The sequence below is a fragment of the Microcoleus sp. K4-B3 genome, from assembly GCF_036704615.1.
Classification (GTDB): Bacteria; Cyanobacteriota; Cyanobacteriia; order Cyanobacteriales; family Microcoleaceae; genus Microcoleus.
On the sequence record NZ_JAUBSF010000137.1, the window covers coordinates 1 to 11,196 of the forward strand.

The window sequence follows — 11,196 nt, forward strand, 5'->3', positions numbered from 1 at the left end:
CCGCTGCTAGTAGGAAGTCCGGCAATTGATACTGGTACTGGTGCGGGCGCGCCGGCTACGGATCAGCGCGGTGTGAGCCGCCCTCAAGATGGCGATAATAACGGAAGTGCGATCGTTGATATTGGCGCTTATGAATTTAACCCTACAGTCACGCCGACTCTTACTGGTTCTTTGGGTCAAACCAATAATTACAGCAGTGTCAATGACCTGATCACCAAATGGCCGAATGCCGCCCAGAATCAAGGCATCAAACTGTCTGGGATAGCTTTTGATGGCGTGGAAACTGACTACCTTAACCCGAATGTCATCAGCAACCTCACCTTAGCAACGAACGAAAACCCTAAAAGCTGGTTGAGCTACGGCAGTACCGGTGGTATTGGTGTCCCATCCTCTTATGATGGTTGGTTCACCGACGCCAAGAAAATTCGGGCGGAAATCAACCATAACCCCAACACCAATCAATCTCAGGCGCTGAAGGTGAAATGGGCAGATAACCAAAACATCACTAGCACAACGATCGACCTGAGTGGATTGACTCCCAAAACAAGTCCAGGTTTGGGCGATCAAGGCAATGAAGTTGCTTTCCTGCAAATTTTTAATAATGGGGTTCTGGTAGCAGCCACCAATTTTACGATCGCTCGCCTCAACGCTCCGATCGCTCCAAAACCCATCACTGTGTCTTCAGATGGAGTGACTTTCATTGGCGATCGCACCGATGGCAGTTTCAAATTCCAGATATTAGGAGACTCTCTGGGCGGCGCTACTTTTGACGAACTGCGGTTCTCCACCAAAGCCTACGATAGCCCCACCGCTGCCTACGTCGCCACCTCCTTCAAAAACGATGGTTCCGACTACCTAGTGCGGAACATTGAATATCAAGGGATTTCTAATGTGACGCCTCCGACTTTCTTCTCTTACGGTTCGTCTCCCGATCCTATTATTGATGGTGGTTCTGGAGAGTTTACGATTAATCGGACTGGCAATACTTCGGTTTCGGCTTCGGTGGACTATTTAATTGTTGCCCCTGGTGGTGGTCAACCTGTGAACAACGTAGACTACAACATTAGTCCATTTGCTGTGAATCCTTCGTCCGGCACGGTGAACTTTAATCCCGGTCAAACTAGCGTTAGTCTGACAATTAACAATCTTCCTGGTTTGACTGGTGGGGTGGTGAATTTGGGCTTTGGTCCAGGTTCGATCAGCGCTCCGGCATCGACTGCAATTACTCTGCTTTAAGGCTGTTAATAGGGCGAGGAATCCTTGCTCTACTAATAGACCTCTTGCAAAAAAAATATGTGTTATCCTTAAAAGTTTGCTCAAGTTTAGGTCAAACTTTGAATTATTAGGTTGATTGGCATCTTTTTAAACTTGCCCAGCCTGCTATAGCGCTCGCAAATGATTTGTAAATCATAAATCATGTATAATGAGGGAGGTGGATCTAATACCAATTCACTATGAAGGTACACTAAAATATAGGGTAAAAGTAGAAGAAATCCAATATGGCGAACAAACTTCAGGTACAAATCCAGGAAACGGTTGAGGAACTCTTCGCATCGACTCGAAGGTCATGCGACCGCCGTAAATAAAGAAAAATTACTGGTATTATACTGGCTGGCCACCAAAAAAATCCCAAAAAGAGCAGAATTAGCCACGATGTTGAAACGAGATGAATCAACAATATATCGTTGGTTAAGAGCTTACAAAAAAGGTGGAATTAATGAATTACTTAGCATAAAAAAAGCTCCCGGAAAGACTCCACATATTCCACCCTCGGTGAGAGAAAAATTAATCAAAAAACTGCAAGAACCACAGGGAGAAACAAGTTATGGCAAATTACAGAGCTGGCTAGAAAAAGAATGCGGAATTAAAGTGAGCTATAAAGTCGTACATGACCTAGTGCATTATAAATTGAAAGCTGACCTGAAAGTCCCAAGACCCCAAAGTGACAAAGCGAACGAAGAGGTGCAGGCAAGCTTCAAAAAAAAACTATGTGAACTCATCAAAGTAATGATTAAATATTTCGGAAACTCCAAGCCTGTAAGGATATGGTGTCAGGACGAGAGTAGATTTGGATTGATTACTATGCAGGGCAGAATGATTACATTAAAGGGGGTAAAACCCATTGGCAAAAAGCAATGGAAACGAGGAAACTTTTATATTTATGGAGTCGTAGAGCCAGCAACAGGTGAACAATATTATCAAGAATTTTCTCAGCTAAATTACAACTGTTTTCAAGAGTTTTTAAATGGATTTGGTCAAAAATACGAGCGAGAGTTTCAATCTAATTATCATGGATAATGGTAGCTTTCATAAAGCTCTATTATTAGACTGGGCTGACCATGTAATGCCAATATATTTACCAGCCTATAGTCCTGAATTAAATCCGATTGAAAGATTGTGGGAGCATACAAAAAAAGACCTCAAGTGGGAAAATTATTCGAGTTTAGATAAACTCAAAGAACAGGTAAATACAATTATCAAATCTCTCACGAATGAAGAAGTTTTATCTCTCTGTGGTTGGGACTATATCCTTGAAGCTATATTAAGTGCAACTTCATAGTAAATTGGTATAAGTAGAAGTTAAGATGTCCCAAAATAAATTGTCAGAAAAATTTGAGGAGCATGAAGTCCAAGCTTTATTAGAGCTAAAAAATTTTATTGCCAGCAATCCCGATCCCAGAGAATTAAAAAGAGCTTTGGCCGTCCGGATGCTAAGTGAAGGTATCTGTCGCGAAACTATTCAAAAGCTCTTGGGAGTATCCTCTTCATTTATTAGCAAGTGGAAAATTAATTATGCGTTACATGGAATTGAAGGATTGCTCTTAAATCATCAAGGCTCGCAGGGACAACTTAAGCCAGAAGAACAGTCGGAAATTATTCAATGGTTAACCAATAAAGACCACTGGGATTTATCCGCTCTCGCAAATTATATAGCCGAAAAGTATCAGATTGAATTTAAATCTAAAACTAGCTACTATCGACTCTTTAAGTCAGCAGGAATTAGCTGGAAAAAGTCTCAAAAAAAGAACCCAAAAGGTGATAAAGAACTCGTCAAAAAAAAGCACCAAGAAATTTGTGAAACTCTGGAAGAACACCGGGAAGCTATAGAGTCGAGAAAGCTTGTGGTGTATTTGATTGATGAGTGCCATCTTCTTTGGGGAGATGTCTGTGGTTATCTTTGGGGAAAGCGTAATGAGAGAATAGAAATACCGCTGGTAAATGAAAGAGAAAAACAAACTTATTATGGCGCAATAAATTATTTAACAAAACAGTTTGTTCTCCGAGAATACGCGACGGCAAATTCCGAGAATACGGTCGCTTTTTTAAAAGATTTACAATCTTTAAATCCCGAAGCGAGACATTTGATTATTTGGGATGGAGCTAGTTATCATAAATATAAAGAGATGAAAGCTTACCTAGAAGAAATTAATCAAGGGAAGGAGCGGGATGAATGGCCCTTAACTTGTGTCCTGTTCGCTCCTAATGCTCCCGAACAGAATCCAGTCGAAGATATTTGGCTTCATGCCAAAAATTGGGTGAGAAAATTTGGGAGTCGGCTCAGTTCTTTTGCCTTAGTTAAATGGTTTTTCAATTTTACCATACAGGCACAAAGCTTTGACTTTCTCAAGTTACACAAATTTGGTATTTTTGAACCAACACTGAATTGAACTGCTGCTCGCTCGAATTCTCTATCGATTTATGAATGATTTGCGATCGCTATAGATTATAAAATTGGCTAAACTTTCGATAATAGCACAAAATTATTTTGCAAGAGGTCTAATATGTCCCGCAAGTAGTTAAATGGTAGCGCTCTCTGCCTAGATAGTCGAGCGCTTCTAGAATATCGGCGTCGCAAAGAAAAATTATAAATTCCTTGTTTGACATATCTTGTCTACGTCTTACAATATCTTATTATTGTAAGATTCTTCTTGCTTTTTAGTAAGACATACGAGCAAGAAGAGTCTTACGCTTGTTTTTTAATTTTTTTCTTACTCACGTTCGACTATTTTGTATTACCGCCCTGAATGCTGCCTTACATTTAGCAGGATAAATGTAAGACAGCATTAGAGAACAAACGCCCGACGCTGCCTAACGAGTAGATTTATTAGGCAACCCCTCTTAACGCCTCTTTTTTTTAGAGTACCCGTTATTGAAAAGAGGCATTCTGAATGCCTCAAGTCGAGGCAGAGATTGCTGGATATCACCAAATAAAGGGTATCAGACGAGTGCTGGCTTGTTGATACTCTTGATAGTTTTGGTACTTTTGAGACATTGACTCTTCTTTGGAGAAAATACGCTGTATGTAAAGTAGAGCAATTAAACTTGGTAGTAAATAAGACCAAATGGAACCCGCCACAACACTGAAACTTAGGTATCGCAGCAAATCACCAAAGTAGTTAATATTACGGGAAAAGCGCCAAATCCCATCACTAACTAAACCCGCTCCATACTGCTTAGCCGTCAGTTTTTGAATGTCAGCCGTGGCATTGATTAGAGAGCCAAAAAAGAAGAGTGGTAGCGCAACAGCAGCGGCTGCCCAAGAGAGAGGCTCCGGGTTGGTGAAGGCTAAATATCCAGGCAAAGAGTAAAAAACACCGACAAATAATAGACTGAAGATGAAGCCAGTAACTCCAATCGGTTCGCTGAATATCTGTTGTCGCCGCAGGGGATAAAACCATTGTTCAACAAGCCACCACAGACAATAACTAATGTGTAAACAAAGATAGATGATTTGGCGCAGGTCTTTGATGCCAAAAATTAAGGCATAAGCAACCAATAATAAAATGGTGAGGACTTTTGCCGTATTAATCGCTGTCAGTTGGGTAGCCCCAGAACGAGTTGAACTAGCTGTGTTCTCCATTGTTTTTCCCGAAATAAACACCATTGTATGTTCAACAGAGGGCGAACGCTTGATTAAATTGGAGCGCACGCGGCTCTTAATGGGAGTGCGATTCGATTTTAAGTCATGAGACAGGTACTATCCATTGGGTGTACGTGAAGATAGACATTGGTCGCGAAAACTAAAGTATGTCCTAGAGTAGCTTGTACAAAATGGAGCGGTGCGCCTTTGTAAAGAGAATGTGACGCATGAGCGTGACGCAACTAATAGGGGGATAGTTTAGCCGCAACGTCCGGTTCAATGGGCGATCGCATAGCCGCTGCTTTGACAATTCGTCGTACTTGAATTGTGGTCAAATGCCCGCCCTTACGGCTCTTAAAAACTGGGCCATCCCAGCCCGCATTACCTTTAAGTTTAATCAAATCCTGGCCTCAAAGCAGCAGTTAAAGAGTATTTCTCCATCTAGGACTTAGAAGTGCTACGGCTGGGTCAGGATACAAATTTTTTATTATCCTTGCCCTTTAAAGTTTGTAGTATCGTTCTAAAAACTGTCCGAATTATTGATAGATTGAAGGCGCATCTATGCGATCGTGAGCTGAATTAGGACGAACACCCTTTCATAGAAACTAACGCATTCTCTTTGTCCTGGTTTGTAGGGTTTCTCTGATAGGGCGGATGGTTAGTGGGCTAACCACTATGTCACCAGCCCGCTACAAGATTTCGATGGTTTGGAAAACTTCTTCACTACCTTGAAGCGGGCTAGAACGATCGCTTTTACCCGTCCACCTCCTTCAATAACATCCGCACGATATCTACTTTCTTGCGCCCTGTCTTTGCGGCCAACATCGATAGTTTGCGGTGCTGCAGGGACTCCGCCATATCCACGGTAAACCTGACCGTGGCTTCTTTATGGGGTACTTGCAGTTTGCTCATCACGCTAGCCTCCTTTGATTGAATGGCTATGGAGTCAGGTGCAGAGACTTCCGGCATCGGTGGTGTTGCAGTTGGCAATGCAGCTTCGTGTCTTGGTTGTGTGGGTGGTATTTTCGCTCTTAGTGATGCTGTGGGTGTTGTTGCGAGCGATACAACGAATGATGCTTGCACACCTGTTTTTAGGTGTGTTAGCTTATTACTTAGAAGGGCATATGTGTCAACGATTACCGTCCGTTGTCGTTGTTTGTCGTTTTTCGAGGATGAGGAGCGGTTGAATGTTTCTGATTTGGGGTCGATCGTTGTTCGGGTTAAGCCATCCACTCCCGCAAAACGGAAAGCTTCAACAAAATTTACTTCTGAGGGTTTTCCAGTTCCAAGTTTTTGGACGTTAATAACAAATTTATCGACAATCGCTAAAAATCGAGTGTAGCCTAAATTGCTTCGGGTTTCAGTTAGTTTCGACAAGCTGACGATGCCGGCTCCTTTGCAACAGAGAGCTTTGGATTTACTGAAGGTTGCCTAATATTGTAGTGATGTATTGGGCGAGGGCGTTAGCCCTATTGCCCGACTGATGGGGTTTTTGCTTGGATGCGATCGACCACAGGGGGGAAGTTCCGATTAAAAAGTTGAGATAGTCTCTACTTTGCGACCGTTTTCGGGAAAGCAACGCGCTTTGCATCACACCAGGAAGCATGCGCGAGATCGCTTTCTATCTAGCTACCCTTAAACAACGAAACTCTATTTAAATCTTGCACCAGTCGAATAATCTCACATTCCATCTGCCCTGCTTGACAACAAAGGTTAAAACCCAAAGTTAATTTCTGGCTTCTCTGACTAAGGTGAAACTTCCTAATTGGTGCATTGTCTTATTTAGAGGCATCCAGCACATCCATGAATTTTCTATTCAAAGCACGTTTGAAGAGCCAGAAGAATTCACCAAAAATGGTGATGCCGTTAATTAACCAACATTGGTTGGTGCGGATCGTCCTGCGCTCTATTTCCTACTTCCGCAAAGACTTCTGGCTGATCGTCACGCTCTTGCTTTTAATCGGGGCATCGGTGCTTTTCAACCTTCTCAACGCCTGGCCGATGGCGATTCTAGTCGATACGGTTTTGTCGCCAACTCCTCCATCCAACTGGATTCATACGCTGTTTCTTGCTCCGTTCGGTGAAGGCACGCTGAACCGAATTTTCGGAATGGCATTCGTGGCGATGATTATTAGAATCCTGAGCGATACCGTTTTCATGCTTCGTAGGATGTTGAACTACCGCATCCAATACAACGGAACCTTGCGGGTTCGCACCGAACTCTACGACAAAATGCAGGCGCTTAGCCTCGGCTGGCATGGTTCGCGATCGCAGGGTGACGCAATCTATCGGTTGAGCTACGACAGCCTCGGCCCTTGGGGGGTGATCGATACGCTCATCGGCTCCACCGCCGCATCGGTGACACTGACGGCGATGATCTGGATCATGCTATCGCGCCACGTCCTTCTCACCGTGTTTGCACTTTCGTTTACTCCGCTTCTAATACTGGCGAATTGGTACTTCGAGGGAAGGATTAGGAGTCGAGCATTGGAGTCGAAGCAGACCGATGCGGTGATGACCTCAACCATGCAGCAAGGTATAGAGTCGATCGGGCTAATCCAGTCCTTCGGTCGAGAAGCAACGGAGTCGCGGCGCTTCGGGCAGATGGTCGAACGCAGCGTCAAGGCATCCATGCGGCTCAATTGGCAAGAAAACCTCTATCCGCTAGCGGTTCAGGTAGTCTTCGCCCTGGGAAGCGGGGTCATCTTAGGCTACGGCGGATACCTAGTTTATCGCGACCAGTTCTTACGTCCGGTATCCAACGGCGTGACCATTGGCGATTTGCTCGTATTCATGGCCTACCTGGGGCAGTTCTGGGACCCGATAGGTTGGGTGTTGGGGTTCACTACTAAGATCCAAACGTTTGTAGCTTCATGCGATCGCGTCTTTACTGTTATTGACGAGCCGCCCGCCATAAAAGACGCGCCTGATGCGCGATCGCTTCCGGTCCGTTCCCGCACACTAGCACTTGCCGACGTGAGCTTTGAGTACAACTCTGGGCAACCCGTTTTACGTAACATCAGTGCTAGTATCGAGCCGGGTCAGATGGTGGCGTTTTTGGGTCCTAGCGGGACGGGAAAGAGCACGCTGCTCAATCTCTTGCCGCGCTTCTACGACCCAACATCGGGCAGCGTCCTCCTCGACGGCTTCGACCTCCGTACCCTTAAGATTGCCGATGTCCGCCGACATATGGCGCTCGTCTCGCAAGGCAGCCCGCTTTTCCCCGGAACGATCGCAGAAAATATTGCTTACGGTCGCCCGGATGCTCTACTCTCCGATATTCGGGAGGCGGCGGTGGAATCTGGGGCAGCCGAGTTCATCGAAACCTTGCCGGAGCAGTATGATACCTTAATCGCTGAGAGCGGTCAAAACCTCTCCGGCGGACAGCGACAGCGCTTAGCTATTGCGCGAGCGCTTGTCACTAAGGCTCCCATACTGATCCTTGACGAACCCACGAATGCGCTGGACTTGAAGCACGAGCAGTGGGTTCTAGAGACTCTGCAACGTCTGCGGCGCAAGAGAACCATCATCTTGGTCACGCACCGACTCGAAACTGCCGTAGACTGCGATCTGATTTTTGTGATGCAGTCGGGCGAGATTGTCGAATCTGGCACTCACGCCGAACTATTTACCCAGCAAGGGTTCTATTACCGAATGTTGGGCTATAACCCAGTAAGCCCTATTGAGCTTACTGATAAACCCTGCATAGAGTAGGAGTACGACATGGCGAACTTATTTCTTATCCTTTTGCTTCAATCTGTTGCCTATCTGGCTAGAAATAGGCTTGCGTTAACTGACCCAGAGGTACAGAACGCTGCGAGCGAAACAAATACCAAGGGCAGCAGGGCAAATAGTCGTAGGGCGGGCTACCTCTAAAAAAGTGCAAACGTACCGAAGATTTAGGAAAACGATGCAATCTCCCTGGCTACGATCGCTCTGGCTGCACTCCTGAGCGTAGAGAATATGGATGGCGGTAGCGCTCAAGATGTAATGATAAGTGATATAAGAGTTAAAAAAGTTGATTTCCTGATTATCTTTATCTGCTCATGCCTGCTTGTCCCATCTGTACATCTTCCCGAACTGTCAAAAACGGTCGCATCCACAACGGTAAACAGCGCTTTAAGTGTCATGATTGTGGACGGCAATTTGTTGAGCATCCGCACAAGAAAATGATTGATACAGCAACCCGGGCATTGATTGACCGCTTGCTGCTGGAACGCATTTCCCTCGCTGGCATTGCCCGTGCAACTCAGGTGTCTGAGCAATGGCTACAAACCTACATCAATGAGAAATATGCTGGGGTGTCACGCCAAGTCCAAGTGACACCCAAAAAAAGGGGAGGCTAACAATCCAGTGTGATGAGTTGTGGTCTTTTGTCGATAACAAGGGAAACAAACAGTGGGTCTGGTTGGCCCTGGATGCAGACACCCGCGAGATTGTGGGTGTTTACATTGGAAGCCGGGATGAAGCCGCAGCCCGCCAATTGTGGCAATCGTTACCACCTGTCTACCGCCAATGCGCAGTTGCATACACGGACTTTTGGGCAGCGTATGGGGCTGTTCTACCGACCAAACGACATCAAGCGGTGGGAAAAGAAACAGGCAAAACCAGCTACATTGAGCGCTTCAACAATACGTTGAGGCAACGGGTGTCTCGGCTAGTCCGAAAAACTTTGTCCTTTTCAAAATCTTTAGAAAATCATATCGGTGCAATCTGGTATTTCATCCATTATTACAATGCATCATTACTTGTTTAGCACTACCTGGATGGCTTTTTCGAGATTTCAAGCATCTAAACATTCAATCATCTAGACATTCAGATGTTTAAGGTGTAAAATCTAGTTGATGAACTCAACAATATACCTATGATTGTGACAGTCGCCTCATTCAAAGGCGGAGTCGGGAAGACAACTACAGCGCTGCACTTAGCGGCTTACTTGCAAACCAAAGCACCCGCTTTGTTGGTAGATGGCGACCTCAACCGCAGTGCCTTAGATTGGGCTGCTCGCGGTTCCCTGCCGTTCAAAGTGGTCGATGAAAAGCAAGGCGTGCGATATGCCAGGGATTACGAACACATCGTCATCGACACGCCGGCGCGACCAACTCCAGAAGACCTGAAAACTCTAGCCCAAGGGTGTGATTTGCTGATACTGCCGAGCTCTCCCGATGCTATGGCCTTGAGCGCTATGCTGCAAATGGTGGAAGCTCTCTATTCTCTGCAATCCAATTACCGCATTTTGCTTACAGTCATCCCGCCCGCTCCGAGTAAAGTCGGGGCTGAATCTAGGGCAACAATCGAAAAAGCAGGATTGCCCATTTTCAAGTCTGACATAAGGAGGCTGGCGGTATTTCAAAAAGCTGCCCTCGCCGGGGTTCCCGTAAGCGCTATCAAAGACCCTTATGCTAAAGCTGCTTGGGGGTGCTACACCGCCGTTGGAAAGGAGATACTGCCATGAGCCGCTTTGATGATTTACTGAAGGCCAAGAAACTCAAGCCCGGTGAACCTGACTTTTCTCCCAGCACCGCGCTATCCAAAAGCAAAGACCCCAACTTTGTCCGCACCACCGTTTATCTGCCAAAACTTCTGCACCGCCAGCTAAAATCTGCAGCGGCGCAGTCGGGTCAGGAAATGAGTGAGCTGGTGGAAAAATCCGTAACTCAATACCTCCAGAAGTTCAATCCCGACGACAGCATCTAAACATTTGGATGTTTGAATGTTTAAGCATTTAACTTAAGTCTGCCCCCCTAAAAACTAGAACAGTCTCGCTGTGCGGCTCCCGATTCTTTGTGAGTCACCCTGCACGAACGGTCTACCTGTTGGGGACGAAGGTTCTAACTCGCGAGGGCCCTCGCGAGTTAGAACCCATTTCTGTTTTCAGTCGAACTCGCGAGCGAAAAGTTCGACCCCGATGGGAAAGCGTTTAAACATTTGAATGTTTAGATATTTGAATGCTTGAACATCTAGATAGCTAAACCGAAGAAATGCAGCGTTGCGCAAGCGGTTATTGAAAGCAAAGCTGACAGTCAGTAAATCTTAGGTCTACTTCAAAGCTTTGTCTCGAATACCGCTAAATATTTGAGTGCGCTTTTGAGTCCGCTCTTGCAAACACGGCGATTGAGTGCCACCATCCCTCATATCCCATGACTGCATAAGCCTAGCTAATAACCCCCATCAGTTAAACTGTCGCTCAACCCCTTTACAAACATTAACAACACCGTTAATAATAGAAACATCATCCGAACATTGACAACCAAATACAGCAATCATAAACAAATGACAACAACCTTACAGCAGCGCGAAAGCGCCAACCTGTGGGACCAGTTTTGCAACTGGGT

At 45.5% G+C, this 11,196-nt stretch carries 12 protein-coding genes; 8 read left to right on the top strand and 4 right to left on the bottom strand.

What is annotated here, in order from left to right; all coding sequences use genetic code 11:
• From QUA78_RS30335 to QUA78_RS30350, 4 genes are all read left to right on the top strand, one after another.
• Positions 1 to 1,236 (top strand): choice-of-anchor Q domain-containing protein (locus QUA78_RS30335; protein WP_333305561.1); only part of this gene is annotated, 1,236 nt, incomplete at its 5' end.
• Between the two features lie 300 nt (positions 1,237 to 1,536).
• Positions 1,537 to 2,298: an IS630 family transposase gene (locus tag QUA78_RS30340; RefSeq protein WP_333305563.1), complete on the top strand. Its 762-nt coding sequence runs from the start codon at positions 1,537 to 1,539 to the stop codon at positions 2,296 to 2,298.
• Positions 2,291 to 2,560, top strand: a complete 270-nt coding sequence (locus QUA78_RS30345) for a transposase (protein ID WP_333305565.1) — start codon at positions 2,291 to 2,293, stop codon at positions 2,558 to 2,560. Before QUA78_RS30340 ends, QUA78_RS30345 begins: the two co-directional genes overlap by 8 nt.
• A gap of 25 nt (positions 2,561 to 2,585) precedes the next feature.
• Complete coding sequence (locus tag QUA78_RS30350) at positions 2,586 to 3,668, top strand: IS630 family transposase (RefSeq protein ID WP_333305567.1); 1,083 nt, start codon at positions 2,586 to 2,588, stop codon at positions 3,666 to 3,668.
• A 533-nt stretch (positions 3,669 to 4,201) separates the two neighbouring features.
• On the opposite strand, the gene QUA78_RS30355 is transcribed toward QUA78_RS30350, so the two are convergent.
• The 4 genes from QUA78_RS30355 to QUA78_RS30365 all read right to left on the bottom strand — a co-directional run bounded on the left by QUA78_RS30355 (position 4,202) and on the right by QUA78_RS30365 (position 6,238).
• Positions 4,202 to 4,861, bottom strand: coding sequence for a DUF1295 domain-containing protein (locus QUA78_RS30355; RefSeq protein ID WP_333305569.1), 660 nt, complete (start codon positions 4,859 to 4,861; stop codon positions 4,202 to 4,204).
• Positions 4,862 to 4,959: 98 nt separating this feature from the next.
• On the bottom strand, positions 4,960 to 5,103 hold the full coding sequence (locus QUA78_RS33005; protein ID WP_445302399.1) for a tyrosine-type recombinase/integrase: 144 nt from the start codon (positions 5,101 to 5,103) through the stop codon (positions 4,960 to 4,962).
• The gene (locus QUA78_RS30360) at positions 5,104 to 5,262 is read right to left on the bottom strand and encodes a hypothetical protein (RefSeq protein ID WP_333305571.1); all 159 of its coding nucleotides are present in this window, start codon (positions 5,260 to 5,262) and stop codon (positions 5,104 to 5,106) included.
• A gap of 352 nt (positions 5,263 to 5,614) precedes the next feature.
• On the bottom strand, positions 5,615 to 6,238 hold the full coding sequence (locus QUA78_RS30365) for a hypothetical protein (RefSeq protein ID WP_333305573.1): 624 nt from the start codon (positions 6,236 to 6,238) through the stop codon (positions 5,615 to 5,617).
• 426 nt (positions 6,239 to 6,664) lie between these two features.
• Between QUA78_RS30365 and QUA78_RS30370 the strand changes: the two genes are divergently transcribed.
• From QUA78_RS30370 to QUA78_RS30385, 4 genes are all read left to right on the top strand, one after another.
• Positions 6,665 to 8,575, top strand: a complete 1,911-nt coding sequence (locus QUA78_RS30370; RefSeq protein WP_333399192.1) for an ABC transporter ATP-binding protein — start codon at positions 6,665 to 6,667, stop codon at positions 8,573 to 8,575.
• 332 nt (positions 8,576 to 8,907) lie between these two features.
• Positions 8,908 to 9,617, top strand: a protein-coding gene (locus QUA78_RS30375; RefSeq protein ID WP_333305578.1) for an IS1 family transposase whose coding sequence is annotated in 2 segments (ribosomal slippage) — positions 8,908 to 9,193 and positions 9,193 to 9,617 — 711 coding nt in all. Because the reading frame shifts where the segments join, the coding sequence is not laid out codon by codon here.
• Positions 9,618 to 9,725: 108 nt separating this feature from the next.
• Entirely contained in the window at positions 9,726 to 10,316 is a 591-nt protein-coding gene (locus QUA78_RS30380; RefSeq protein WP_333305580.1) for a ParA family protein, read from the top strand.
• Entirely contained in the window at positions 10,313 to 10,558 is a 246-nt protein-coding gene (locus QUA78_RS30385) for a CopG family transcriptional regulator (protein WP_333305582.1), read from the top strand. The genes QUA78_RS30380 and QUA78_RS30385 overlap by 4 nt, the downstream gene beginning before the upstream one ends.
• Positions 10,559 to 11,196: the final 638 nt, after the last annotated feature.

What these genes read in the sequence shown, in the direction of transcription:
- QUA78_RS30385 (WP_333305582.1), top strand. Translation starts at nt 10,313, where the DNA reads ATGAGCCGCTTTGATGATTTACTGAAGGCCAAGAAACTCAAGCCCGGT.
- QUA78_RS30380 (WP_333305580.1), top strand. Translation starts at nt 9,726, where the DNA reads ATGATTGTGACAGTCGCCTCATTCAAAGGCGGAGTCGGGAAGACAACT.
- QUA78_RS30355 (WP_333305569.1), bottom strand. Translation starts at nt 4,861, where the DNA reads ATGGAGAACACAGCTAGTTCAACTCGTTCTGGGGCTACCCAACTGACA.
- QUA78_RS30345 (WP_333305565.1), top strand. Translation starts at nt 2,291, where the DNA reads ATGGATAATGGTAGCTTTCATAAAGCTCTATTATTAGACTGGGCTGAC.
- QUA78_RS30370 (WP_333399192.1), top strand. Translation starts at nt 6,665, where the DNA reads ATGAATTTTCTATTCAAAGCACGTTTGAAGAGCCAGAAGAATTCACCA.
- QUA78_RS30350 (WP_333305567.1), top strand. Translation starts at nt 2,586, where the DNA reads ATGTCCCAAAATAAATTGTCAGAAAAATTTGAGGAGCATGAAGTCCAA.